We start from the raw sequence: 23,241 nt of genomic DNA, 5'->3' as shown, positions 1-23,241 counted from the left end.
TGGCGGTAATGCGTAAAGACGATTGTTTCTATTTAGGTAAAATCGCTAAAAAATTTAGTTTCAAAGGGGAAGTTCTTATCTATTTGGATACAGATGAACCTGAAATGTATGAAGATTTGGAATCAGTTTTTGTTGAATTCAACAAAAATCTGGTTCCATTTTTTATTGAAAACTCACAGCTTCACAAAGGAGATTTCCTAAAAGTCCGTTTTGAAGATGTGGATAGTGAAGAAAAAGCTGATGAGCTGATTGGCCGTGAAGTTTATCTTCCGTTAACCATGCTGCCAAAACTTGAAGGCAACAAATTTTACTATCACGAAGTAATTGGTTTTGAAATTGAAGACAAGCGTTTGGGCATTGTTGGTAAAATTGTCGCCATCAATGACAGTGCTGCCCAACCTCTTTTTGAGGTCATCAATGGAGATACCGAAATATTAATCCCAATGATTGATCAGTTTTTAGTTAAAGTTGACCGGGAAAACAAAAAAGTGATCATGGATTTACCTGAAGGATTAATTGAAATGTATCTTTAAAAAGGGATTCAATAATTTGTTTATTCGGTTATTCGAAAAATCTAAAAACAAATGTTTTCATTCAAACAATTTACCATCACACAAGACCGTTGCGCTATGAAAGTTGGCACCGATGGTGTTTTATTAGGCGCATGGACACCCCTAATCAATAATCCACACAACATTTTAGACATTGGAACTGGAACCGGCTTAATCGCCTTAATGCTCGCTCAAAGAAGCAACGCTGAACAAATCGATGCTATCGAAATTGATGACGAAGCATACGAACAGGCTGTCGGAAATTTTGAAAATTCACCATGGAATGCCCGCTTGTATTGTTATCATGCAGGATTGGATGAATTTGTTGACGAAGTAGAAGAAGAATTTGATTTGATTGTTTCCAATCCGCCTTTTTACACCGACGAATACAAATCCGGTGATGACCAACGCGACAATGCCCGTTTTGAGGATTCATTACCTTTTGAAGAATTAGTCGAAGCTGCCGATTTTTTTCTTTCTGATAATGGTATTTTTTCTTTGATTGTTCCTTTTAAAGAAGAAGAAAAAATTATCAATCTTTGTCAGGAACGCGGATTATTTCCATTAAAAATAACACGTGTAAAAGGCACACCCAATACAGAATTAAAAAGAAGCCTGCTTGCATTTTGCAGAATTGAACAAACTCCTATTATTGATGAGTTGATTATTGAAACTGCTCGTCACCAATACACGCCGGAATATATTGCCATGACAAAAGAGTTTTATTTAAAAATGTAATCAGGAAGGGAATTTCTTATTGATTAATTTTTCTTTACTGCTTAGTTGTCGTTTTTCATAAACCTATAAAAAGAATAAAATTTCTAGCATTCTCAATGAACAAATCTAACAAATATTACTCCACCCTCAGCATGTCTCTGAACTGATACAACACTCTTTCAAGCAAACGAAGGTCTTCAGTGATTATTTCGGCAGAACCGCGCATTTCCTGTTGGAACGGGATTGTTTTTTTATAGCTGGTTTTCATTCCTTCCGGCAATACCACATCAACAGCAATATTTCCGTCTTTGTCAGGAACCAATGCAATATTTTGAATTTTACCTTTTAAAATTCCAAATTCTCTGTCGGGATAATTCAATAATCGGACGTTAACTTTTTGTCCGACTTTGATTTTTCCTGAATTTTGAGAAGGAGCTTTTAATTTTCCAACGTAGCCTTTACCAGTTGTAGGCACTACCGAAAAAACCTCTTCCCCAGAAGTAACCGTTTGGTTTTTGACCCAAACTTTTGTGAACGTAACCTGTCCGTCAATACCCGATTGTAAAACGTAATTAAGTTCCCAGTCTTTGATTGCTTTTTTTAACTGATAAAAAGATTGTGACAAGTTTCTGTCCAAATTCACAGTTTCTTTTACATCGTTTATTTCGTTCCCTTTTATGGCTTTTGCATTGTCAATTAAAGAGGACTGTAATTGCGAAATCGAAGACAATAAATTTTTATAATTCTTTTCTGCCTGTAAAAAAGTCATTTTTTTGCTTTCAAACTCCTGATCAGAAACCACACCTTTATCATGAAGTTTCGTATATCTTGTCATTTCACTTTTTTGCAATTGGAGTTCCTGCTCATTAATTGCTTTTTGCTGTATCAATAATGACAATCTCTCCTTGATTTGTGAACTTTCCGATTTTTGGGCGTTAGACTCAACTTGGTAAGGCGTTAGACTTTTATTCAGACTGTTAGCTACATAATCTTTTTGAAAAGAAGCATAAGCACTTTCTATATCACCAAATTGAGCATTATTGAATTTGGCAAAAGGAAAATCACTGAAATTTCTTTTTTGAAAAGCCTCCAATTCATTTTTTAATTTAAATACATCTTCATAGTTAGAAGCATTTTCAATAATTGCCAAAGGCGTATTGGCTAAAACCGTTTCTTTATCATCAATTAAAATACTTTGAATTCTACCTGAGGCTTTTGCCATCATTTTTTCAGGCGGGATGTTTGTAGTGATAACAACTTCAGTACGGACAATGTCGGGGTATTTCAAAAACCACGAAATGATGAACATCATTGCTATAATTGCAAAAATTAATAACGTCCCCCAGCGTATCATCCAATGCGGAACTTTTGAAAGTATGTCCTGTACTTGTTCGCTGCGAAGTTCAAATGAAGTATCGTATGTATCTTTTGCCATGATTAATTCCCTAATTGCAATTGGTTCCTTACCAATTCGAAATAATTTCCTTTTTGTTCTACTAATGCCGAGTGGCTGCCCATTTCGATAATTTTGCCTTTATCCAAAACCACAATCTGGTCGGCGTTCATTACAGTACTCAATCGATGGGCAATAACAACAACTGTTTTATCTTTAAAAAACAAATCCAGCTTTCGCATAATTTCTTTCTCATTATTAGCATCCAATGCCGAAGTCGCTTCGTCAAAAAACAACATTTCAGGATTTTTATAAACGGCTCTGGCAATAAGCAAGCGCTGTTTTTGCCCCGTACTCATTCCCACACCTTCAGAACCAATTTTAGTATTATAGCCTAATGGAAGACCATTAATATAATCTGTAATATTAGCAACATCGGCCGCATAAACCAATCGTTGTTTATCAACCTTGTCTACACCAACAGCAATATTATTGGCAATGGTATCATTAAAAATAAATCCTTCCTGCATCACGGCTCCTATACTATTTCTCCATGCTTTCTGGGAAATGTTCTTGAGTTGTGCGCTTCCAACATTAACTTCACCTTTTTCAGGTTCATAGAATTTTAAAAGCAGCTTCATTAAAGTCGTTTTTCCGCTTCCGCTGACACCTACTATCGCTGTTACTTTATTCGCTGGAATAACTAAATTCAGATCCTGCAGAACCGGAGTATCTGAACCTAAATACCGGTAGGTTAGATTTTTTATGTTTATATCCTGATTACTTGGCACATCATGCATTTGAAACTCTTCCTGCTGCACCTCATCTTCTTTTTCATGAATTTCTGACAAACGTGCCAGAGAGATTTTAGCATCCTGCAATTCTCTAACGAAACCTATCAATTGTGTAATCGGTCCGTTTAAGTTTCCTACAATTGAGCTGATTGCCATCATCATACCTAAAGTTATATCGCCATCGATAACTAATTTAGCAGAAATAAAAACTATAAATATGTTTTTCAATTCGTTAATTACAGAAGAACCTATACTTTGCGTTTGTTCCAGAACGAGTCCTTTCATAGATACTTTAAACAATCTCGCCTGCACATGTTCCCATCCCCATCTTTTTTGTTTTTCGGCATTATGGAGTTTAATTTCCTGCATCCCGTTGATAAGTTCCATCACTTTACTCTGCTCCTGACTTACTTCGGAAAAACGCTTGTAATCCAGTGCTTCCCTGCGTTTTAAAAACAATGTAATCCATCCAAAATACAACAAGCTACCGGCAAAAAAGACAAAGAATATTTGAAGATTATAATAGGCCAAAACACCCCCCATTACAATCATATTTATTACCGAAAATATTACATTCAGAGACGATGTGGTAAGTATTCTTTCAATTCTACGGTGGTCATTAATACGTTGCATTATATCTCCAGTCATTCGTACATCAAAAAACGAAATAGGTAAGTTCATTAATTTGATGAAGAAATCTGAAATCAATGAAATATTAATCCTTGTAGATAAATGCAGTAAAATCCAACTCCTTATCAATTCTATTCCTGTTCTCCCTGCAAAGAGAAATAGTTGTGCAAAGAGAATAAGATAGATGAAACTTAAGTTTTGATTTTGAATTCCTACATCGACAATACTTTGGGTTAAAAAAGGAAAGACTAACTGCAATAAGGTACCAGCCAGCAACCCAATACTCAACTGTACTAAAAACGATTTATATTTCCATAAATATTGATAAAGAACACCAAAACCCAGTGCTTTCTTTTCTTCTTTATCAAAATCGGTTTCAAAAAACTTCGGAGTGGTTTCCAATAATAAAGCAACACCTTCCTGAGTCTTGTCATCAGCATTATTGCCAATCCAGAATTTTAAAAATTCGGTTTCAGAATATTCTATAAGCCCAAATCCGGGATCTGATATTTTATATTGCCCTTTTTTTATGTCATACAAAACCACATAATGTTCTTTATTCCAATGCAAAACACACGGTAATGGTGCTTCCTGAAGACTTTCTAAATCAAGCTTAACACCTAAAGTTCTAAAACCAATACGCTCTGCAGCATCACTTAAAAAAAGTAAATTACTACCCTCACGGGTAGTCTCCGAATAATCCCGTAATTGCTGAATGTTTAAAGTTCTACCGTAGTATTTCGACACAATCTTTAAACAGGTAGGTCCGCAATCTTTGGCATCAGCCTGAATATATGTAGGAAATTTTTTCAATTTTTTCGTTTTAAACAAAAGTAATAAAAACTGCCTGATTTACATCAGGCAGTTAAAAAGTCATCAAAATTATTATTAAAAGACTCTAAATAAAATAACTATCATGAAATTTTACAAAAAAATATAGCTATTAACTTACCTTCAGTCAAATTAATTATAGTTAACAATAGTATCGTTTAATTTAATCCTTTTGAAATACTAACAAGCACTGGGATCAGCAACACAAAGGTCTACCAACATACAGTCAGTTTCAGCACATTGAATGCCGTATTGTGTACAAACACCACCTATTTTACAACGGATTCTACCGCCTTGAATTGATTTTTGCTCATTTTTAGATAATTGATGAGCTCCTTCTAAGTTTAAAATGTTTTTTAACATGATTAAAATTTTTAGTTTTTTATTAATAATTTAATGGACAAATGTGGTCATAGTAATCACAATCAACCTCATACCCCAAATTCTCACAGTAGCATAAACCAGGAGGAACAGGAGGAGTTCCCCCATTTACTTTTTTTAGTTCATTATTTGCTAATTGTTGAGCGCCTTCAAAGTTTAAAATGTTTTTTAGCATAATGAAAATTAATAAATATCCAATTCTAAATCAGGAGCTATGCATAAATGACCAGGTGTTCCATATGTCCAGCAAATTCCTTCGGAACAGCACTCGTTTGAACCGCAACCATAGTTTGGCAAACTGAAATTACAAGCTTTTCTTCCACCATTAATGGCTCTTTGCTCATTGTTTGATAATTGTTGAGCTCCTTCTAAGTTTAAAATGTTTTTTAACATAATTGTTTAATTTATAATTAATAACAGCATTTTCCGCAAGCCTCAATAATTGAGTTCCCATCAGCATCTTCAACAGGACATCCCGTAGCAGGTTTTGTATAACAAATACTGTGAGACCACACATCAGCACACACCTTTGTGATACCTCCTTTAATTGATTTTTGTTCGTTGCTTGTTAACGTAAAAGCACCTTCTAAGTTTAAAATGTTTTTTAACATGATTAATAATTTAATAATTTAGTTTTTCCCAATCATTTAAAGACAGTTGGGAGTTCTGTCTATTCCCGGCCAGGAATGTTTTTATACTATTTTTAGATTTTCTGTTCTCTGTAATGAATCAGTTTCTTCGATATAATCATTTATGAAATATTTCAAGTCGTTCAATTCGTAATCATTTGGAAATAATTCGTTATTGACAATTTTCACCGGAGTATAATTAAAATTGTTTACCAAGCACCAGTCATATTGTTTTTGGAGTTGATTGTTGACGGCCATATTATTAGGCAATAACGGCCATTTCTCTTTCCACACCTGTAAAGTCAGATTTTTAAAATGCCAATCATTTAATGCTTCCCCTGCAATTTCTTCATCCGAAGCATTTAAAGCAAGTAATGTCTCTACCACAGGTAAATATTGGTTGTCGCGATTTTCTGGATTTACATTAAAGAGAATATTCAAGTAAACTCTATCTTGATTCTTTTCAAAAAAATCTTTTGCGTCTCTAAACGCTTTATGGCAATGTCCACAGCTTGGGCTTAAAAAAAGTGTCAACTTGATTACAGCATTAGAATTACCATATTGAATGCCTTTCAAAGTTTCAAAACCTTCCTGAATCTCTATTTTTTTCAAAAGAAATTTAAACAGTTTAAAATTTCTTTTGAAACGTTTATAAACATTTAACTCATCCTTTAACTGCATCCCTTTTTCAAGTAAAGGCTTCATTAAAAACCAAATTGTAAAAACCAAAACTGAAGAGATCAGGTAAGCTGAAATTCCTGAAAAGAAGTTTTTTTCAAAAGAAAAATTTTCAAAAAAACATGGAAAACTTTGAATAAAAATAATAGATGAAACCCCAAGACAAAGTAAACACCATTTTTTTATTTTAACTTTTTGAAGCCAAATGGAATAAACTAAAAAAGGAATAGAAATCAGACTTAACACAGGAATTATAAAGTCCGAGGAAACAGGATTAACCAGTATCGATAAAAAATTTATTCCAAAGAATAAAATTGGCAAATCATAAAAACTTAAGCCGTTAAAAATTTCACTGTCATTTGATTTAATTACAGAATCGCAGGACGATTCTGCAGACATATTACAAAGTTTTGAGCCAAGTTCTGTTTTAATCCCAAACTTTTCCTGAAGAATTAAAACACTAAACACCAGACCCACAAGTGTTGTACCTAAAAAGAAATAACTGAAAGCTGAAAAATTATTGGAAAAAACTGACAACAAGACCAATAATGTAACAGGCAAAAAATATAATAACCATTTTGAATAATTTTTATTAAATTGAAAATTGTTTGCTTCTGAATTTGACTCGACAACTACTATAATTTGACTCCAGTCTTTTAGAAATCCATCCGATGATAAATTTTGTTTTTTCCCTTTTTCATTTTCTATCAATACAGAAGACCCTTCTTTGTATACTAAAACTAATTCTTCTTTAAAAACTGCTAAAAATGATTCCGGTAATTCAATAAATTGTTCTTTAGGTATTTTTACAGCTAAATTTTCAATAGTCAGGTAGTTTAATGAATCTGTAACAGCAAATAAACTTGGGTAATTGGGATGCGATAAAAAAGCTTCCTCAAATAATTCTTTTTTATCATAATACTTATTTATAGCTAAGTATTTATTTACAATGTGCAGCATATTGTTTGTCTCGTTTTTTATATTACAGAGACAAATTTTTACTTATTTAAAGACAAAACAAAACGAATATATCTACAATTTTTAAATTACAAGAGAGACAATTTATAAATTGACATTGCAAAAAAACAATACAAACCAATGAATATCAAGATATTACAAAAAAATATTTTTTCAAAAAAATTATAAATGAAAATTATCATCATTCCTTTTTTAATTTTGAAAAACTCAAAAGAAACAAATTAAGAATTATGAAAAGAAACAAATTAGAACTTGATGCATTTGAAAAATTTGGTATAACAAACACATCTAAAATTTCCATCAAAGGTGGTTATCCTGAAGGATGGGTTCCGGAATTAAGTGCTGATGATGAAAATACCTGGACAGGAGAGATAGAATTAAACAACAGCACTGGAGGACCGGGAACCACTACTTTATCAACTGGTGTAATAAAACTACCCACTAGCACCACCACTACAGAAACAGTTACTGTAAAGCTGCCTTAATAAATTAAACAGAAAGATTGTGGCTGTCCAATTTTTGGGCAAATTGAACTGGACTAAGTCCAGTTTTTTTATTAAATGATCTTGCGAACGATGTAGCATTCTTATAGCCTACACTTTCTGCAATTGCCTGTGTTGAATATTTTCTGTATTTAGGATTCGAAATCATTTCATTGATAACATAATTAATCTTTAATTCGTTAGCGTACTCACTGAATGATTTTCCAAAATTTTTATTCACAATGTACGAAAGGTAAGTCGTATTGGTTTTAATTTTTTTGGCTACAAACTGAAGAGTGAAATCCTGGTTTAAAAATACTTTTTTGGCTTCAATTTCTTTAAGCTTTTTTACTATTTCCTCTTCTTTTTCCTCATCCAGACTTAATCCCTGGGGCAAAGTCTGCATCGTTTGTGTTTCCTGCTCCAAACTTGCATTTTTGATTTTAAGCTCCTCCACCCTTTGACGGTACTCATTTAAAACCGAATCAAATCTGGCTTCTGTAATTTTTTTGCTTTTATAATTTTTAAGTATCATGTACACTAAAAAGACAATGATTAGAATTACTGAATAAAAACCTATTTTCTTAACAAGAATCTTAGATTTATATTTATCCTTCAACTCAACCATTTCTTTTTTCAGAGCCTGATTGCTTTGGATATTATTGATTATTTCTTTCTCTTCATTTAGTTTTAATTCGCTTTTCTCTAAATTTTGCAGATAAATAGATGCAAAATCGGTAGCTTTTTCATACTCTTTAAGATGTTCATAAATTTTAGATTGGTAGTATTTTGATTTCATATACTCCGCAACCTTTGTATCATCAATTTTAAAAATAGAATCAACTTTTTCAAAATATAGTAAAGCTTTGTCGTACTTTTTTTTCTTAAAAAAGGAATATCCTAAATTATAAGAAACTGCGTAAAATTCATTATCAAGATGATTCTCAGAACACTCTACCAAAACATTCTGATAAATTTTTATCGCATCATCATATTTTTTTTGCTCCAAATACAATCCTGCTATATTATTCTGAGCTCTTAACTTGTTGATAATAGATGGTTTTGAATAAACTACAGCTCTTTTATAACTTATTAAAGCAGAATCTAAATACTTCTCATTAACATCATTTTTTTTATATAAAAACTCATAATTCTTACCCAGATTCAAAAATAATGCCGACTTACTAATTAAAAACTCATCTTCATCAAACAAAAAACTATTCGCTTCGATCATTTTATCTGATTTTCTTAACGATTTAATGGCTAAATGATAGTTTTCAATTTCATTATTAATTGTTGCAATATTTATTTCAAGTTTTATAATTTGCTTTATGTCAGCCGTTTTTTTTGAATACTCAATACCTTTTTGAAGTTTGACCAAAGCATCACTGAGTTTACGCCTTTGCCAATCTATCAGTCCCATATAATTATTTATATAAGCCAATGATTTCCATTTTTCATTAGAATCCGCCATTGTTTTGGACAACAGGACAGCTTCATCCATTTTTTTATCAGACATTGACACATCACCCTTTGCCTGTAAAAAATATGACAAAGTTGCCTTAGCAAACAATTTTTGTTCAACCACACTTGATTTTTCAAGTTTGGAAGCTATTATCAAAGCATTATCTATTGATGATTTTCTGATTTCATTTTGAAGTGATGCATATTCTTTCCCGCTAAAAAATATTTTTGATTGCGGATAGTTAGATGTAAATATAAAGTTGAAGAATATTAAAAGGTAAAGCTTCATTTGTTTGTTTTTAGGCACTTGCAAAGTAACTTAATTTTAATTCAATTTAATAAATAACCCTTTGTTAAAATTTAACTGATAACGTTAATATTTTACTAATATATAATTAAAAAAGCCGAACAGTTAATAAAAAACTTATGCTGTATCCTCCTTTTGTTTTGATTGGATTGCTCTCATAACGACAAATACGGAGCATTTAGAATTGACGATTTGATCAGACTGATAAAAAATAATCTTAAAATGAAATGAGAAACTTCAAAATCATCCGAATCCTATTGAATCCTATTGAATCCTATTGACAGACGAAAAAAAGTATATAAAAACAAAGCGCTGCCATTAAAAAAATACCTAAATAAAGAATATCATTTGGAGTTGCTTCTCAATTCATATATATTCAGCATTGACCATTTTTAATTTTGTATACGTGACAATTGAAGATAAGATCATATTGAATTAATTGAAAAACAAAAAATAGGGGAAAAATTCCCCTTTTAATATCAAATCCTAGTATGGAGGTGGTGGAAGATAAGGCCCACAGAAATAGGCTTTACAAATACCTAAAGAATAAGAGTAATTATATCCTCCAGACCTGGTAGTCTTGCAATTTTCCAAACTACTACCTTCCCAGGTTTGGTAGGCACAACCAGCAGGGATTCCTCCGTTGACCTCTTTTTGCTCAGAAACAGATAATTTTTGAGCACCTTTCATATTTAAAATATTTTTTAACATAATTTATTTGATTATAAATATTCCCTGAATAAATTCAGGGAATATGTTAAACATAAAGCAAATTAAGGCTCCAGTTGAATACGGCACGGATGTGCGCAAGCCAGACTGTAATATCTGCACAATCCAGTCATTGGATCAATGCAATCTTTCAATCCACCATTGATGGATTTTTGCTCATTTTTAGACAATGCCTCGGCACCTTCTAAATTTAGAATGTTTTTTAGCATATTTCAGATTTATTATTACAAACCACAAACTATTAAACGGCAATATCCTGTAGAACTGCTGTAACGTCCTCCTTCAGCAGTACATTCCGCTTGTGACATTTGATAAAATTCATAAGTACAACCTTCTGGAAGAATTCCTCCATTAACTTTCTTTTGTGCTTCTTTAGAAATTTCTTTTGCTCCTTCTAATTTTAAAATGTTTTTTAACATGATTAATAATTTTAATAATTAAGATTTTCCCAATCATTTAACGACCGTTGGGATTTCGGTCTGTTTATAAATTATATTGCGTCGCAATAATCCTTACATTTTCTGAAATATGGATCATTTAGATAATTCGGATCTGCGCAAATTTGCCAATTACAATAACTTGGAAAAGTTAAAGCTCCTCCGTTAATTTCTTTTTGCTCTTTGTTTGTTAATTTTTTTGTTCCCTCTAAGTTTAAAATGTTTTTTAACATAATTTATTTTTTTAAGAATTATACCCAAGTATTACAACATCCATTAAAACAAACAGGTGAATTAGGTCCAGTACATTCAGCATCAGTCGAACATGTTTGTCCTGTATTACCATTAACTCGTTTACACAATTCAATTAAACCAGCAGTAATGCTTTTTTGCTCATTTGAATTCAATTCCTGAATTCCTTCTAAGTTTAAAATGTTTTTTAGCATGATTGAAAATTTTTAGTTTTTTATTAATTATTTAATGGACATATTTGGTCATAATAATCGCAATCAACCTCATACCCCAAGTCCTCACAGTAGCATAAACCAGGAGGAACAGGAGGATTTCCCCCATTTACTTTTTTTAGTTCATTATTTGCCAATTCTTGAGCACCTTCTAAGTTTAAAATGTTTTTTAACATGATTAATAATTTTAATAATTAAGATTTCCCAATCATTTAACGACTGTGGGATTCAGTCTATTTCCGGCCAGGAATATTTTTATACTATTTTTAGATTTTCTTCATTTTGCAGCATAACCGCTTCTTCTGAGTATTCATTAATAAAATATTGCAAATCATTTAATTCATATTCATTTGGAAACAATTCGTTATTAACTATTTTTACCGGCGTATAGTTAAAATTGTTTACTAAACACCACTCATATTGTTTTTGCAGTTGGTTATTTACTATCATATCGTGCGTTAATGAAGGCCATTTCTCTTTCCACATTTCAATACCTAAATTTTTACCATGCCAATCATTTAATGCCTCTTTTGCTATTTCTTCATCTGAAGAATTTAAAGTCAGCAGCGTTTCCACGATTTGTAAATATTTGTTGTCCCGATTTTCAGGGTTTACATTAAAAAGGATTTTTAGATAAATCTTGTCGCGGTTTTTTTCAAAAAGGCTTACAGCATCCTTAAAGGCTTTGTGACAATGCCCGCAGCTTGGACTTAAGAAAAATGTTAATTTTACTACTGCGTTTGAATCCCCATATGTAATACCTTTTAAACTTTCAAAACCCTCCTGGACTTCTATTTTTTTCATCATAAATCTGAAAACTTTAAAATTCCTTTTGAAACGTTTATGAGTATTTAATTCATCTTTTAATTTTATTTCTTTCTCTAATAAAGGCCTGATTAAGAACCATGCTGAACCTATTATAACTGAAGACATTAAGTAATTTAAAATCCCTGAAACAAAATCACTTCCAAAAAAAGATTTTCCGATAAGAAAGAAAAATCCCTGAATAAGAATCACTGACGATACAGCCAGACACAGCAAGCACCACTTTTTAATTTGATTTTTTTGCAGCCAAACAGAATAAAAAAGAAATGGGATAGAAATCAGACTCAATATGGATATTATAACACCAGAAGTCTCCGGGCTTAACAGCAATGCCAGAAAATTAATTCCAAAAAACAAAATGGGTAAATCATAAAAACTCAAGCCTTTAATAATTTCACCTTTATCTGATCTGATAACTGAGTCACACGATGTTTCTGTGCCGAGATTGCAAAGCTTTGAACCAACTTCTGTTTTTATTCCATATTTTTCCTGTAAAATCAAAACACTTAATCCTAAACCTATAAGTGTTGTTCCTAAAGTAAGAAAACCGGATACAGAAAAATTATTGGAAAAAACCGATAAAAGGACCAATAATCCAACAGGCAATAGATACAAGAACCATTTTGAGTAATTATTTTTTAAATCAATATTATTTTCCTCAGCATTTGGCTCAACTACAAGAATAATCTGATCCCAATCACTAAGAAATTCATCAAAAGATAATTTTACTTTTTTGCCTTTATCATCTTCAATCAAAACAGAGGATTCCTCTTTCGTCACTAAAAAAAGTTCACGTTTAAAAACTGCGGTAAAAATTTCAGGTAATTCGGAAAATTGTTCCTTAGGAATCTTTACGGCCAGATTTTCAATAGACACATAGTTCAGTGAATCTGTAACCGCATATAAGCTTGGATAATTGGGATGTGACAAAAAAGCTTCTTCAAATAATTCTTCCTGATTATAATACTTGTTAAGTTTCAAGTACTTTTTTATAATGTTTAACATATCGGTTGTTTCAACTATGAGTATTTTTAAAAAACTTTTCAGCTCATCTTTTAGCACTTACTCTTTAAAAATTAAAAAAGTAAGAATTTACTGCAATATAAACAAAAGCCTTTGTTGTTCTTGAAATTTTTATAAGTTTTTTCTTAAATTTAACATTTAATCAATAAATTCTGTTCAATCGCAAAATCAAAAAATTTATAACATTCCCAAATTGATTTGTTAAGATCTTTATTTACATTTGTTACACTAAAAAATGAATTATGAAACCAGATTTATTTCAATCACCTGATTACTACCTGTTAGATGATTTACTAACAGATGAACATAAATTAGTACGTGAAGCTACACGTGCCTGGGTAAAACGTGAAGTTTCGCCTATTATCGAAGAATATGCACAAAAAGCAGAATTCCCTCATCAAATTGTAAAAGGTCTTGCTGAAATTGGAGGATTTGGCCCTTATATCCCAGTTGAATACGGCGGAGCTGGCCTAGATCAAATTTCTTACGGATTAATCATGCAGGAAATTGAGCGTGGTGATTCCGGAATCCGTTCAACTTCATCAGTACAATCTTCTTTAGTAATGTATCCTATCTGGAAATACGGAAATGAAGAACAACGTAAAAAATATTTGCCAAAATTAGCTACCGGCGAATGGATTGGCTGTTTTGGCTTAACAGAACCTGATCATGGTTCAAATCCAGGCGGAATGATAACCAATTTTAAAGATATGGGAGATCATTATCTTTTAAATGGTGCTAAAATGTGGATTTCAAATGCTCCTTTTGCACAAATTGCTGTAGTATGGGCAAAAAATGAAGAAGGCAGAATTCACGGTTTAATCGTTGAGCGTGGTATGGAAGGTTTCACAACTCCAGAAACGCACAATAAATGGTCATTAAGAGCTTCTTCAACTGGTGAACTTATTTTCGACAATGTAAAAGTCCCTAAAGAAAATTTATTACCTAACAAATCTGGATTGGGAGCTCCTCTGGGGTGTTTAGATTCGGCACGTTACGGAATCGCTTGGGGTGCTATTGGTGCCGCAATGGATTGTTATGACACCGCTTTAAGATATTCTAAGGAGAGAATCCAGTTTGACAAACCTATTGGAGCAACTCAATTGCAACAAAAGAAATTAGCCGAAATGATAACTGAAATCACTAAAGCTCAATTATTAACTTGGAGATTAGGTGTTTTACGTAACGAAGGAAGAGCAACTTCGGCTCAGATTTCAATGGCAAAAAGAAATAATGTAAACATGGCAGTTGAAATTGCCCGCGAAGCACGTCAAATGTTAGGTGGAATGGGTATTACCGGTGAATATTCAATCATGCGTCATATGATGAACTTAGAATCGGTTATTACTTACGAAGGAACACACGATATCCACTTATTAATTACAGGTATGGATGTTACCGGTTTCTCTGCATTTAAATAACACTTCGACAAGCTCAGTGTGACAAGAAATAGATAGAAAGCTTCTCTTTTTGAGGAGCTTTCTTTATTTTTGTAGAAATATTTCTCCTATGAACATACAATCTATCAATAAAAATATCCAAACCCAAAAGGATGTTTTACTTAACCATCCTTTATACTCCCAAATAAAAACCATAGAGGACCTGAATTCATTTCTTGAAATTCACATCTACGCTGTTTGGGATTTTATGTCATTGCTAAAAGCACTGCAACAAAAATTAACTTGTACTACGACGCCTTGGGTAGCTTCTGCAAATCCGGAAACACGTTATTTAATCAACGAAATTGTTTTAGCAGAAGAATCGGATTTAGCCATGGACGGAAGACGATTAAGTCATTACGAAATGTACATAGAGGCTATGCAGGACTGCAACGCTTCTACAACTGAAATTGAACAGTTTTTACATGAAGTTGAAGGCACAAAAAACATTTTTGTTGCAATTAAAAACAGTCATTTGGATAATGCCGTAAAAGATTTCTTAAACTTCACTTTTAAAGTTATTGAAAGAGGAAAAGCGCACGAAATAGCTTCGGCATTTACTTTTGGTCGTGAAGATTTGATTCCTAATATGTTTACCGAAATATTACGAAACTTTAAGGCATCATTCCCGGAAACCGATTTATCCAAGCTTATCTATTATTTTGAAAGACACATCGAATTAGATGCTGATGAACATGGACCAATGGCCATGAAAATGATTGAAGAATTAGCCGAAAACGATCCAATTAAATGGAAGGAAATGGAGGAAGTTGCCATAGAAGCTTTAGAGAAAAGAATTGGATTATGGAATGCTATCGAAAAAACGATTAAAGAAAAAGAGTTATCTTTAGCTTAAATCTGATTTCATAAATGTTATCATCAAAAGACCGATTAGACCGAGCTTACAAAAATGCCATCAGAATCCCTTTTGATGATACTTCTAAATTCATCTTTTTTAGCGATTGCCACAGAAGTGATGGCAGCTATGCTGACGACTTTGCCAACAACCGAAATATCTTCTTTCATGCCTTGTCTCAATATTTAAAAAATGGATTTCATTATATTGAATTAGGAGACGGTGACGAACTATGGGAGAATTTATTCTTCAAAGATGTATTTGAATCTAATAAGAACGTCTATCTATTACTGCAAAAGTTTTACCTGGAAAATAGGTTGAACATGATTTGGGGCAATCATGACATGATTTTTAGAAATCCTAATGTTGTCAAAAGAAATTTTTCGGAATATTTTGACATGAATCTAGGTCAAAAGGTTCCTTTGATGCCTGGGTTAGTCTATCACGAAAGTATTATTCTCGAGCATAAAGACACCAAACAGGAACTCTTCTTAATACACGGCCATCAGGCTGATTTTATGAACTATGTGGGCTGGAAAATAAACCAATTCATGGTTCGGGTTTTATGGAAACCATTACAAATTTGGGGAATCAAAGATCCTACAAGCCCTGCAAAAAACTATGTTGAGCTTATAAAAGTGGAACGCAGAATTAAAAAATGGATTTTAGAAAACAATAATAAAATTACTATCACAGGTCACACCCATCGTCCTAGGTTTTCAAAACCTAACGATAGTCAGGCCAATTATTTTAATGACGGAAGTTGTGTACATCCACGCTCAATAACAGGAATAGAAATTGAAAATGGAGAAATTGCCCTTATAAAATGGTTTATTGACACCCGTGATGACGGTACCCTTCAAATTGTAAAAGAATATCTTGAAAGACCTAAGGCATTGAAGGATTATGTTTAGCCTTCAGGTGCTAACTCCACTTCCAGCCCATCTATTTCGGGTGTAATTGCTATTTGACATCCTAAACGGCTGTTTTCCTTTACATTAAAGGCTTCCCAAAGCATTGCATCTTCTTCGTCGCTTTTTTCAGGCAGTACAACATCATTTAACACATAACACTGACACGAAGCACACATTGCCATACCTCCGCAGATTCCGATAGTCCCCTCTGGAGCCAATTCGTAAGCACGAACCAATTCCATAATATTCATATTCATATCGGTAGGAGCTTGAACTTTGTGAGACACTCCTTCTCTATCTGTTATTACTACGGTAATATCTGCTGCCATCTGATTTTTTTTTCAAAAGTAAACATATTTAAATAAAATCAATATATTTGACTTCGTTAAAAAGGGGGATTAGCTCATTTGGCTAGAGCGCTTGCCTGGCAGGCAAGAGGCGACCGGTTCGAATCCGGTATTCTCCACAATTAAATTTTTATTAAAATTCAGCTTTTTTGTTAAATTTTTTAAGACATGAAATTTTTTAAATAAAAATAGTATATTTGGCTTCGCTACGGGGGATTAGCTCAGCTGGCTAGAGCGCCTGCCTTGCACGCAGGAGGTCATCGGTTCGACTCCGATATTCTCCACAAATTAACCAAAACCAAAACCAAAACCATAAACGTCCCGATTATCGGGACGTTTTACTTTAGACAGCCCCAAAAACAAAAAAGAATGAAAGCTTTAAAAACTCTTATTGTATTTGTTTTTCTTATATCAAATCAATTTGCAGCACAGGATAAGATTATCACACAACTACCGGATTCAACAACCCACTGGAAAAAATTACACAAGTTTGGTTTTGATGTTAATCAAATTTCATTTGTAAACTGGAATGCAGGAGGAAACAACTCTATTTCAGGTTTATTAAAAGGTGAAATCAAAAGAATTTACGAACACAAAAACACGAAATGGCACAATGAATTTTTATTCCGCTATGGAGTAAACAAACAGGATGGTGTTGAATTAAGAAAAACTGATGATGCAATAGCATTTAATTCCACATTTGGATTTAGAAAAGACACCATTTCCAACTGGTTTTATTCTGCCAAGTTTAATTTCAACACTCAGTTTACAAACGGTTATCAGTATCCAAATACCGAAAAAGCTATTTCAGGCCTTTTTGCCCCTGCTTATCTATTTTTAGGTGTTGGTACCGAATACATCAATAAAGAACAAAAATTAAAAATTTATCTTTCTCCACTGACACAGAAAACCACCTTGGTTTTAAACCAGACATTAGCAAACGAAGGTGCCTTTGGAGTTACTAAAGCTGTTTATGATATTGATGGAAATTTAGTAACAAAAGGAAAAAAATCCAGAAATGAAGTGGGAGCATTAATTACGGGATATCACAAGGATGAAATCTTCCGCAATATCTATCTGGAAAACAGGATAAGCTTTTATTCAGATTACCTGAATAATTTTGGAAATATAGATTTAAACTGGCAAATCCAATTCGATTTAGTAGTAAATAAATTTGTCCGTGCCAACATAGGTACACATTTCATTTATGATGACGACATTAAAGCAAAAGAGGAAGTGAACGGAGAACAGGTTACTGTGGGACCTAAACTTCAATTAAAACAAATTTTAGGAATAGGATTAACGTATAGTTTTTAATTTTTTTATTTACTTCATTAATAAGGCATTAATGGTAAATAAAATTTTGTTAGTAATTTTTTTTTTTTACTTTTACAACCTATGAAAAAGAGACCAAATCATATTAACCTGCTGGTAATTTTTACCCTTAATTTATTAAGTTGTATTAATGCGTTTGGAGCTATCCCTTCTCCTCCGCAGCCAAAAAAGGCTCCTCCTCCGGGAATACCAATAGATTCCAATATATGGATTCTAGTAATTATTGGTTTATTAACAGCATTTTATATTTTCAGAAAACAGCAATTACTTCATAAGAAATAAAAAGAAAAGCTCCTAAATAAGGAGCTTTTCTTTTTATTTCTTATTTCTTACCTGCCGCTTCAAGATTTCTTTCAATTTCATGACCGGGACGGGACCATCTTGGCTTTTCACCTAATGATTCATATTCCGAATCACAAGCCTCAACAGTTTCAGGTTGCATCTTCTTTATGAAAGGTTTTTGAGGTTTTAATCCTAGCATTTCAAACATTTTCATATCTTCATTCACATCTGGATTTGGAGTCGTTAACAACTTATCTCCGGCAAAAATAGAATTCGCTCCGGCAAAGAAACACATTGCCTGACCTTCTCTCGACATTTCCGTTCTTCCTGCCGACAAACGAACCTGTGTTTCAGGCATAACAATACGTGTAGTGGCAACCATACGGATCATATCCCAAATTTCAACAGGTTTTTGATCTTCCATAGGAGTGCCTTCAACTGCCACTAAAGCATTAATAGGCACTGATTCCGGCTGCGGATTTAATGTAGACAGTGCCACAAGCATTCCTGCACGGTCTTCAACACTTTCACCCATACCTATAATACCTCCGCTGCAAACAGTAACATTGGTTTTTCTAACATTTTCAATAGTTTGAATTCTATCTTCAAAACCACGTGTTGAGATCACTTCCTTATAATATTCTTCCGAAGTGTCTAAGTTATGATTGTAAGCGTACAATCCTGCTTCTGCCAGACGTTTTGCCTGGTTTTCTGTTAACATTCCCAATGTACAGCAAACTTCCATATCCAGCTTATTGATAGTTCTAACCATCTCTAAAACCTGATCAAATTCCGGACCATCCTTAACATTACGCCAGGCCGCTCCCATACAAACACGTGACGAGCCTGATTCCTTAGCGCGTAAAGCCTGTGCTTTTACCTGCTGTACACCCATTAAATCATTCCCTTCAACATCAGTATGATAACGCGCTGCCTGAGGACAATAACCACAATCTTCCGGACACCCTCCTGTTTTAATTGACAGTAAAGTAGAAACCTGAACTACATTAGGGTCATGATGTTCCCTGTGAACTGCAGCTGCCTCATACAACAAATCCATTAATGGTTTATTGTAAATTTCAATTATTTCTTCTTTTGTCCAGTTATGTTTTGTGATACTCATATCAATAATTTGTTTATGGCTCAAAAATACGGATTTACTTTCATTTAAAACAACAAAATGTTTTCAACAGACAACTCTATTGAAAACATTTTCACGAATATAATTAAGTAGATTAAAAGTGTTTTAAAGGTCTATCTTTCCAATACTGCATTAACGTAAAGGTTATAATAATAGAAGACGCAATTCCTTCAAAAAGCAATCCAAGACAATATTGATACATAGATGGCTCACCACCTCCGAAAAGGAAGTTTTTTGACAAATGACTTAAATATTCATTCCCTCCTTTAAATGATATGTATGCCAGTAAACCTGCCACACTTAATGCAACACCGATAAGTGAAGTTAAAGTCCCTGATATGAGATTATCGAGATATTCTATCCTACCGTCTTTATAATTTGACTTTATAACTTTGTTTACAAAAAAAACGACAATAAAAATGTTGAGCAGTCTAAGGATAAAAACATCTGAAAGCCCCAATAACTCCATAGACAGGAAATAAACCCCTATGCCTATGAAAATCATAATGCCGTTGTTAAGTTCTCTGGATAAGCTCATAATAACTAAATTTAGTTAAACAATGTCAATTCTGTACTATAAATTTAATTAATAAAATCCTGAAAAACAAATGTTTAACTAAACGTTAGTTTATACAAAAAAAGCTTCGGTATCTTTCTTATCTTTTTGCAATTGGAGTTTCAGTTCCTCAACAGAGGAAAATTTTTGTTCTTCACGTAGAAATTTCAATACAGAGACTTTCAATTCTTCTTCATAAAATTCAAAATCACAATCGAATAAATTTACTTCAATAGTTGTAGAAGTACCATCAACCGTAGGACGGTTACCTATATTCATCATCCCTTTATAAGTTTTATTCCTCAAGGAGACCTGAACGATATAAACCCCAAGCTTAGGGATTAATTTCAAAGGATTTTCAATTTGAATATTAGCTGTTGGAAATCCAATAGTTCTCCCCAGCTGTTTTCCTTTGACTACTTTACCTTTAAAACAGTAAGGATAGCCTAAAAAATTATTAGCCAGTTCAATTTTACCTTCCTCAATTGCTTTTCTTATACGGGTTGAGCTTATGGTAATTTCATCGAGCTCTTCTGCAGATATTTGTTCGACATCAAAATGGTATTTTTTTCCAAAATAAATCAAATCATGAATGTCAGACGAGCGGTTTCTGCCAAATTTATGATCATATCCAATTATAATTTTCTGGACATTTAATTTATCCACCAAAACAGATTTCACAAATTCTTCCCCGCTTAACCCTGATAATTGCTTATCAAATTCAAGAATAATCAGATTATCAATTCCGAAATTATCCAGTAACGCTATTTTCTCATCATTTGTATTAAGCAATTTAATCGAATTATCAGATTGCAAAACAAATCTTGGATGTTGTGAGAAGGTTATAATTACCGTTTCATTGGCAGCATTGGAATTAGACTGGAGTCGCTTGATGATTTTTTGATGGCCTAAATGCACTCCATCAAAAGTTCCTATGGTAACAATTGTTTTTTTATCAAATCTAAGCGAAGTAATATCTTTTATTACTTTCATGATTAAAATTAAAGTTTTGCAAATTTAATAATTTAATAAAGAGAGGTATTAAAAACCTCTCTTTATTCTTTTATAAATTTTACAGTTTTAGATTTTAGTTCTGTGGTCACTTTCAAAACATACAATCCAGCCTGCAGGTCAAAAACATCTTCATTTTTATATGCATTCTTAACCGCTGGAAATTCTCTTATTTTTTTCCCGGAAATATCAAAAATTTCACAGTGCGCCATATTTCCTACATTTTTTCCATAAACAAAAACAAGTGTATCATGTACCGGATTCTGTTCAAGATAAATTTTATCATCCAAGAATTCAATTGCAAAACTGGACACTAAATTAGACTCGAAACTCCCTCCGTTTGTAATCAACTGATCATTAGTTCCTATTTGAAAATACCCCTCTCCGTCAGCACAGCACAAACCATCCCCGCCGGTATCATTTATGGTAAAAGTATAACAGTCACCGTCTTTAGTCTGCCAGCTTTGTTCAATTAACAACGGATTATTATCTTCATAAGGACCTCCGCTAAGCAGAACATCTCCGCTGCTGTCCGTCAGATTCCAGGTAATTTCAGATCCTTTGTTATCCAACTGAAGTTTAAGACTTACTTCATCATACGGGAAGGATTCCGGATTAACCGCGTTAACAATGGTAACTGCATCTGTATTATTTGATATCCTGCCGTCTGACACACCGTTTATATTAAGTATCTCTACATTTAAAACATCACCTACAAGACCAGTTTCCGGTATATTAAAAGAAACCGATTCATTGGATTTTAAGATTCCGTTCCATTCCATTAATTTTGAAGCACTGCTATTAAAATTATAGTTTACAGAAGCTGTTTTTATATCATTCGTCCCTCTGTTCGTCAATGTTATTTTTCTGGGATCATTTGTACATTTATTAGTAATCCCTACGAAAACTTTTTCAATTTTTATCTCGGCATCATTAGATACTAAAAGAATTGGGGAATTTTTTATTGATGCTTTTAACGTTTTTCTTCTATCCGCATTATTTATAATAACAATCATACGGTCCTTTTGGTTTTGTGTAAATATGTTCATACAAGAATCATCTGTATAATCCATATAGTTTTCCACCATTTCATTCCCGGTATTATCACAATTTACAACTGCAGGACAATCGTAATTTGCCGCATGAGCTGTTGGAGTGTCCGCACAGTAGTCATCCCCGCAGGAAGCATCTCCCCATATGTGTCTTAACCCAAACCAATGTCCAACTTCATGCGTCATTGTTCTTCCTTTATCATATTGTACATCTGCATAAATACCATTAGGGTAAATTAGTCTTGATCCAAAATAAGTATAATTAGAAACCACACCGTCTGTTGTTCCTAAACCTCCTGAAGCATCTAATCCCGGCAAACCATTCGCATCAGGAAACTGAGCATATCCCAACAAAGAGCTGTCAGAAAAAGCAACCGTCCACATATTGAGATATTCCGATGGATTCCAGACAGTCTGAGGCTTTAAAACCTCTTCAATTTCATCCATTGTCCATGTATCGTGATTGTAATACACTCTGTCTATACCGTTTGTAGGATTTCCTTTTTGATCCACTTTAGCCAATGCAAACTGAATTTGGGTATCAACACCCACGGGATTGAGATTATATCCCGGAGTTCCTATAATTTTTCTAAAGTCATTATTCAATACTTCTATCTGAGATTCCACCTGCTGATCATCAATATTGGGGGCAGTACCTGCCACCGCTCCATTATGCACAACGTGTACAACCACAGGTATTGTAATTATGCCTCCTGATTCAGAACGTTTTTTTTTAAATTTTTCGACAAGCGGATTCAGCCAATTCTCAAATCCGGCATTAGTCATTCTTTGAGGATATTTCTTTTGAAGGTATGCCTCATGCTCTACTGTTGAGCATCTGTTCAACTTATCACTTTTTTGAGGATATTTTTTCTCCTGAGCATTTAGCCTTAAAAAGCAAAAGAATAATATTATTACAATTCTTGAATTCATTACATTATATTTTATGTAAAGTTAAAAAAGGGTATCAAAAAAAAAAACGATTCGGACAAAAA

The 23,241-nt window shown here is 33.1% G+C and carries 28 protein-coding genes and 2 tRNA genes; 10 read left to right on the top strand and 20 right to left on the bottom strand.

What is annotated here, in order from left to right; all coding sequences use genetic code 11:
• The first annotated feature begins 8 nt into the window (after positions 1 to 8).
• Together rimM and EZM65_RS06430 are read left to right on the top strand one after the other, a co-directional pair.
• Complete coding sequence (gene rimM / locus EZM65_RS06435; RefSeq protein WP_136667732.1) at positions 9 to 533, top strand: ribosome maturation factor RimM; 525 nt, start codon at positions 9 to 11, stop codon at positions 531 to 533.
• 51 nt (positions 534 to 584) lie between these two features.
• Positions 585 to 1,289 carry a tRNA1(Val) (adenine(37)-N6)-methyltransferase gene (locus tag EZM65_RS06430; RefSeq protein ID WP_136667731.1) on the top strand — a complete coding sequence of 235 codons (705 nt, stop codon included), beginning with the start codon at positions 585 to 587 and terminating at the stop codon, positions 1,287 to 1,289.
• A 115-nt stretch (positions 1,290 to 1,404) separates the two neighbouring features.
• Here the strand turns inward: EZM65_RS06430 and EZM65_RS06425 are convergent, their stop codons facing one another.
• The 7 genes from EZM65_RS06425 to EZM65_RS06400 form a co-directional block, all read right to left on the bottom strand.
• On the bottom strand, positions 1,405 to 2,703 hold the full coding sequence (locus EZM65_RS06425; RefSeq protein WP_136667730.1) for an HlyD family secretion protein: 1,299 nt from the start codon (positions 2,701 to 2,703) through the stop codon (positions 1,405 to 1,407).
• Positions 2,704 to 2,705: 2 nt separating this feature from the next.
• The gene (locus EZM65_RS06420) at positions 2,706 to 4,898 is read right to left on the bottom strand and encodes a peptidase domain-containing ABC transporter (RefSeq protein ID WP_136667729.1); all 2,193 of its coding nucleotides are present in this window, start codon (positions 4,896 to 4,898) and stop codon (positions 2,706 to 2,708) included.
• A gap of 198 nt (positions 4,899 to 5,096) precedes the next feature.
• Positions 5,097 to 5,279, bottom strand: a complete 183-nt coding sequence (locus EZM65_RS06415) for a hypothetical protein (RefSeq protein ID WP_136667728.1) — start codon at positions 5,277 to 5,279, stop codon at positions 5,097 to 5,099.
• A 22-nt stretch (positions 5,280 to 5,301) separates the two neighbouring features.
• A complete protein-coding gene (locus EZM65_RS15470; protein ID WP_169051655.1) occupies positions 5,302 to 5,472 on the bottom strand; it encodes a hypothetical protein in 171 nt (56 codons plus the stop codon).
• An 8-nt stretch (positions 5,473 to 5,480) separates the two neighbouring features.
• On the bottom strand, positions 5,481 to 5,690 hold the full coding sequence (locus EZM65_RS06410) for a hypothetical protein (protein ID WP_136667727.1): 210 nt from the start codon (positions 5,688 to 5,690) through the stop codon (positions 5,481 to 5,483).
• Positions 5,691 to 5,707: 17 nt separating this feature from the next.
• A complete protein-coding gene (locus EZM65_RS06405) occupies positions 5,708 to 5,908 on the bottom strand; it encodes a hypothetical protein (protein ID WP_136667726.1) in 201 nt (66 codons plus the stop codon).
• Between the two features lie 81 nt (positions 5,909 to 5,989).
• Positions 5,990 to 7,564, bottom strand: coding sequence for a vitamin K epoxide reductase family protein (locus tag EZM65_RS06400; protein ID WP_136667725.1), 1,575 nt, complete (start codon positions 7,562 to 7,564; stop codon positions 5,990 to 5,992).
• A gap of 248 nt (positions 7,565 to 7,812) precedes the next feature.
• Here EZM65_RS06400 and EZM65_RS06395 point away from each other — a divergent pair, with 248 nt between their 5' ends.
• The gene (locus tag EZM65_RS06395) at positions 7,813 to 8,067 is read left to right on the top strand and encodes a hypothetical protein (RefSeq protein ID WP_136667724.1); all 255 of its coding nucleotides are present in this window, start codon (positions 7,813 to 7,815) and stop codon (positions 8,065 to 8,067) included.
• Between the two features lie 4 nt (positions 8,068 to 8,071).
• On the opposite strand, the gene EZM65_RS06390 is transcribed toward EZM65_RS06395, so the two are convergent.
• The 8 genes from EZM65_RS06390 to EZM65_RS06365 form a co-directional block, all read right to left on the bottom strand.
• Positions 8,072 to 9,817, bottom strand: coding sequence for an AraC family transcriptional regulator (locus EZM65_RS06390; protein WP_136667723.1), 1,746 nt, complete (start codon positions 9,815 to 9,817; stop codon positions 8,072 to 8,074).
• Between the two features lie 504 nt (positions 9,818 to 10,321).
• The gene (locus tag EZM65_RS06385) at positions 10,322 to 10,546 is read right to left on the bottom strand and encodes a hypothetical protein (protein WP_136667722.1); all 225 of its coding nucleotides are present in this window, start codon (positions 10,544 to 10,546) and stop codon (positions 10,322 to 10,324) included.
• A 62-nt stretch (positions 10,547 to 10,608) separates the two neighbouring features.
• Positions 10,609 to 10,773 (bottom strand): hypothetical protein, encoded by a 165-nt coding sequence (locus EZM65_RS15465; protein ID WP_169051654.1) that lies wholly within the window; start codon positions 10,771 to 10,773, stop codon positions 10,609 to 10,611.
• A gap of 15 nt (positions 10,774 to 10,788) precedes the next feature.
• Positions 10,789 to 10,983: a hypothetical protein gene (locus EZM65_RS06380; RefSeq protein WP_136667721.1), complete on the bottom strand. Its 195-nt coding sequence runs from the start codon at positions 10,981 to 10,983 to the stop codon at positions 10,789 to 10,791.
• A gap of 71 nt (positions 10,984 to 11,054) precedes the next feature.
• Positions 11,055 to 11,234, bottom strand: a complete 180-nt coding sequence (locus EZM65_RS06375) for a hypothetical protein (RefSeq protein WP_136667720.1) — start codon at positions 11,232 to 11,234, stop codon at positions 11,055 to 11,057.
• An 18-nt stretch (positions 11,235 to 11,252) separates the two neighbouring features.
• Positions 11,253 to 11,447, bottom strand: coding sequence for a hypothetical protein (locus tag EZM65_RS06370; RefSeq protein ID WP_136667719.1), 195 nt, complete (start codon positions 11,445 to 11,447; stop codon positions 11,253 to 11,255).
• A gap of 23 nt (positions 11,448 to 11,470) precedes the next feature.
• Positions 11,471 to 11,641, bottom strand: coding sequence for a hypothetical protein (locus EZM65_RS15460; protein WP_169051653.1), 171 nt, complete (start codon positions 11,639 to 11,641; stop codon positions 11,471 to 11,473).
• A 79-nt stretch (positions 11,642 to 11,720) separates the two neighbouring features.
• Positions 11,721 to 13,295: a vitamin K epoxide reductase family protein gene (locus EZM65_RS06365; RefSeq protein ID WP_136667718.1), complete on the bottom strand. Its 1,575-nt coding sequence runs from the start codon at positions 13,293 to 13,295 to the stop codon at positions 11,721 to 11,723.
• A 260-nt stretch (positions 13,296 to 13,555) separates the two neighbouring features.
• On the opposite strand from EZM65_RS06365, the gene EZM65_RS06360 reads away from it, so the two are divergent.
• From EZM65_RS06360 to EZM65_RS06350, 3 genes are all read left to right on the top strand, one after another.
• Positions 13,556 to 14,734, top strand: coding sequence for an acyl-CoA dehydrogenase family protein (locus tag EZM65_RS06360; RefSeq protein WP_136667717.1), 1,179 nt, complete (start codon positions 13,556 to 13,558; stop codon positions 14,732 to 14,734).
• A gap of 88 nt (positions 14,735 to 14,822) precedes the next feature.
• Positions 14,823 to 15,608, top strand: a complete 786-nt coding sequence (locus EZM65_RS06355; protein ID WP_136667716.1) for a DUF3050 domain-containing protein — start codon at positions 14,823 to 14,825, stop codon at positions 15,606 to 15,608.
• Between the two features lie 14 nt (positions 15,609 to 15,622).
• A complete protein-coding gene (locus EZM65_RS06350) occupies positions 15,623 to 16,522 on the top strand; it encodes a metallophosphoesterase (RefSeq protein WP_136667715.1) in 900 nt (299 codons plus the stop codon).
• On the opposite strand, the gene EZM65_RS06345 is transcribed toward EZM65_RS06350, so the two are convergent.
• Entirely contained in the window at positions 16,519 to 16,851 is a 333-nt protein-coding gene (locus tag EZM65_RS06345) for a 2Fe-2S iron-sulfur cluster-binding protein (RefSeq protein WP_136667714.1), read from the bottom strand. The genes EZM65_RS06350 and EZM65_RS06345 overlap by 4 nt on opposite strands.
• Positions 16,852 to 16,914: 63 nt before the next feature.
• Between EZM65_RS06345 and EZM65_RS06340 the strand changes: the two genes are divergently transcribed.
• The 4 genes from EZM65_RS06340 to EZM65_RS06325 all read left to right on the top strand — a co-directional run bounded on the left by EZM65_RS06340 (position 16,915) and on the right by EZM65_RS06325 (position 18,486).
• A tRNA-Ala gene (locus tag EZM65_RS06340) sits at positions 16,915 to 16,988 on the top strand.
• Between the two features lie 91 nt (positions 16,989 to 17,079).
• Positions 17,080 to 17,153: transfer RNA gene (locus EZM65_RS06335), tRNA-Ala, on the top strand.
• A gap of 85 nt (positions 17,154 to 17,238) precedes the next feature.
• On the top strand, positions 17,239 to 18,186 hold the full coding sequence (locus EZM65_RS06330) for a DUF3078 domain-containing protein (RefSeq protein ID WP_136667713.1): 948 nt from the start codon (positions 17,239 to 17,241) through the stop codon (positions 18,184 to 18,186).
• An 81-nt stretch (positions 18,187 to 18,267) separates the two neighbouring features.
• Complete coding sequence (locus tag EZM65_RS06325; protein WP_136667712.1) at positions 18,268 to 18,486, top strand: hypothetical protein; 219 nt, start codon at positions 18,268 to 18,270, stop codon at positions 18,484 to 18,486.
• 40 nt (positions 18,487 to 18,526) lie between these two features.
• On the opposite strand, the gene bioB is transcribed toward EZM65_RS06325, so the two are convergent.
• The 4 genes from bioB to EZM65_RS06305 form a co-directional block, all read right to left on the bottom strand.
• Positions 18,527 to 19,609, bottom strand: coding sequence for a biotin synthase BioB (gene bioB, locus EZM65_RS06320; protein ID WP_136667711.1), 1,083 nt, complete (start codon positions 19,607 to 19,609; stop codon positions 18,527 to 18,529).
• A gap of 112 nt (positions 19,610 to 19,721) precedes the next feature.
• The gene (locus tag EZM65_RS06315) at positions 19,722 to 20,165 is read right to left on the bottom strand and encodes a hypothetical protein (RefSeq protein WP_136667710.1); all 444 of its coding nucleotides are present in this window, start codon (positions 20,163 to 20,165) and stop codon (positions 19,722 to 19,724) included.
• A gap of 90 nt (positions 20,166 to 20,255) precedes the next feature.
• A complete protein-coding gene (locus tag EZM65_RS06310; protein ID WP_136667709.1) occupies positions 20,256 to 21,176 on the bottom strand; it encodes a bifunctional riboflavin kinase/FAD synthetase in 921 nt (306 codons plus the stop codon).
• Positions 21,177 to 21,238: 62 nt separating this feature from the next.
• A complete protein-coding gene (locus EZM65_RS06305; protein WP_136667708.1) occupies positions 21,239 to 23,179 on the bottom strand; it encodes a M43 family zinc metalloprotease in 1,941 nt (646 codons plus the stop codon).
• Positions 23,180 to 23,241: the final 62 nt, after the last annotated feature.

Origin of the sequence: Flavobacterium sp. H122 (assembly GCF_004959765.1) — a bacterium.
In the GTDB taxonomy this organism is placed as follows: Bacteria; Bacteroidota; Bacteroidia; order Flavobacteriales; family Flavobacteriaceae; genus Flavobacterium.
The sequence above is the reverse complement of the archived record's forward strand: the minus strand, read 5'-3'. Positions and strand labels throughout refer to the sequence as shown.

Excerpts from the sequence above, each read along its gene's own strand:
- rimM (WP_136667732.1), top strand. The coding sequence starts at position 9 with ATGCGTAAAGACGATTGTTTCTATTTAGGTAAAATCGCTAAAAAATTT.
- EZM65_RS06430 (WP_136667731.1), top strand. The coding sequence starts at position 585 with ATGTTTTCATTCAAACAATTTACCATCACACAAGACCGTTGCGCTATG.
- EZM65_RS06425 (WP_136667730.1), bottom strand. The coding sequence starts at position 2,703 with ATGGCAAAAGATACATACGATACTTCATTTGAACTTCGCAGCGAACAA.
- EZM65_RS06415 (WP_136667728.1), bottom strand. The coding sequence starts at position 5,279 with ATGTTAAAAAACATTTTAAACTTAGAAGGAGCTCATCAATTATCTAAA.
- EZM65_RS15470 (WP_169051655.1), bottom strand. The coding sequence starts at position 5,472 with ATGCTAAAAAACATTTTAAACTTTGAAGGCGCTCAACAATTAGCAAAT.
- EZM65_RS06410 (WP_136667727.1), bottom strand. The coding sequence starts at position 5,690 with ATGTTAAAAAACATTTTAAACTTAGAAGGAGCTCAACAATTATCAAAC.
- EZM65_RS06405 (WP_136667726.1), bottom strand. The coding sequence starts at position 5,908 with ATGTTAAAAAACATTTTAAACTTAGAAGGTGCTTTTACGTTAACAAGC.
- EZM65_RS06400 (WP_136667725.1), bottom strand. The coding sequence starts at position 7,564 with ATGCTGCACATTGTAAATAAATACTTAGCTATAAATAAGTATTATGAT.
- EZM65_RS06395 (WP_136667724.1), top strand. The coding sequence starts at position 7,813 with ATGAAAAGAAACAAATTAGAACTTGATGCATTTGAAAAATTTGGTATA.
- EZM65_RS06390 (WP_136667723.1), bottom strand. The coding sequence starts at position 9,817 with ATGAAGCTTTACCTTTTAATATTCTTCAACTTTATATTTACATCTAAC.
- EZM65_RS06385 (WP_136667722.1), bottom strand. The coding sequence starts at position 10,546 with ATGTTAAAAAATATTTTAAATATGAAAGGTGCTCAAAAATTATCTGTT.
- EZM65_RS15465 (WP_169051654.1), bottom strand. The coding sequence starts at position 10,773 with ATGCTAAAAAACATTCTAAATTTAGAAGGTGCCGAGGCATTGTCTAAA.
- EZM65_RS06380 (WP_136667721.1), bottom strand. The coding sequence starts at position 10,983 with ATGTTAAAAAACATTTTAAAATTAGAAGGAGCAAAAGAAATTTCTAAA.
- EZM65_RS06375 (WP_136667720.1), bottom strand. The coding sequence starts at position 11,234 with ATGTTAAAAAACATTTTAAACTTAGAGGGAACAAAAAAATTAACAAAC.
- EZM65_RS06370 (WP_136667719.1), bottom strand. The coding sequence starts at position 11,447 with ATGCTAAAAAACATTTTAAACTTAGAAGGAATTCAGGAATTGAATTCA.
- EZM65_RS15460 (WP_169051653.1), bottom strand. The coding sequence starts at position 11,641 with ATGTTAAAAAACATTTTAAACTTAGAAGGTGCTCAAGAATTGGCAAAT.
- EZM65_RS06365 (WP_136667718.1), bottom strand. The coding sequence starts at position 13,295 with ATGTTAAACATTATAAAAAAGTACTTGAAACTTAACAAGTATTATAAT.
- EZM65_RS06360 (WP_136667717.1), top strand. The coding sequence starts at position 13,556 with ATGAAACCAGATTTATTTCAATCACCTGATTACTACCTGTTAGATGAT.
- EZM65_RS06355 (WP_136667716.1), top strand. The coding sequence starts at position 14,823 with ATGAACATACAATCTATCAATAAAAATATCCAAACCCAAAAGGATGTT.
- EZM65_RS06350 (WP_136667715.1), top strand. The coding sequence starts at position 15,623 with ATGTTATCATCAAAAGACCGATTAGACCGAGCTTACAAAAATGCCATC.
- EZM65_RS06345 (WP_136667714.1), bottom strand. The coding sequence starts at position 16,851 with ATGGCAGCAGATATTACCGTAGTAATAACAGATAGAGAAGGAGTGTCT.
- EZM65_RS06330 (WP_136667713.1), top strand. The coding sequence starts at position 17,239 with ATGAAAGCTTTAAAAACTCTTATTGTATTTGTTTTTCTTATATCAAAT.
- EZM65_RS06325 (WP_136667712.1), top strand. The coding sequence starts at position 18,268 with ATGAAAAAGAGACCAAATCATATTAACCTGCTGGTAATTTTTACCCTT.
- bioB (WP_136667711.1), bottom strand. The coding sequence starts at position 19,609 with ATGAGTATCACAAAACATAACTGGACAAAAGAAGAAATAATTGAAATT.
- EZM65_RS06315 (WP_136667710.1), bottom strand. The coding sequence starts at position 20,165 with ATGAGCTTATCCAGAGAACTTAACAACGGCATTATGATTTTCATAGGC.
- EZM65_RS06310 (WP_136667709.1), bottom strand. The coding sequence starts at position 21,176 with ATGAAAGTAATAAAAGATATTACTTCGCTTAGATTTGATAAAAAAACA.
- EZM65_RS06305 (WP_136667708.1), bottom strand. The coding sequence starts at position 23,179 with ATGAATTCAAGAATTGTAATAATATTATTCTTTTGCTTTTTAAGGCTA.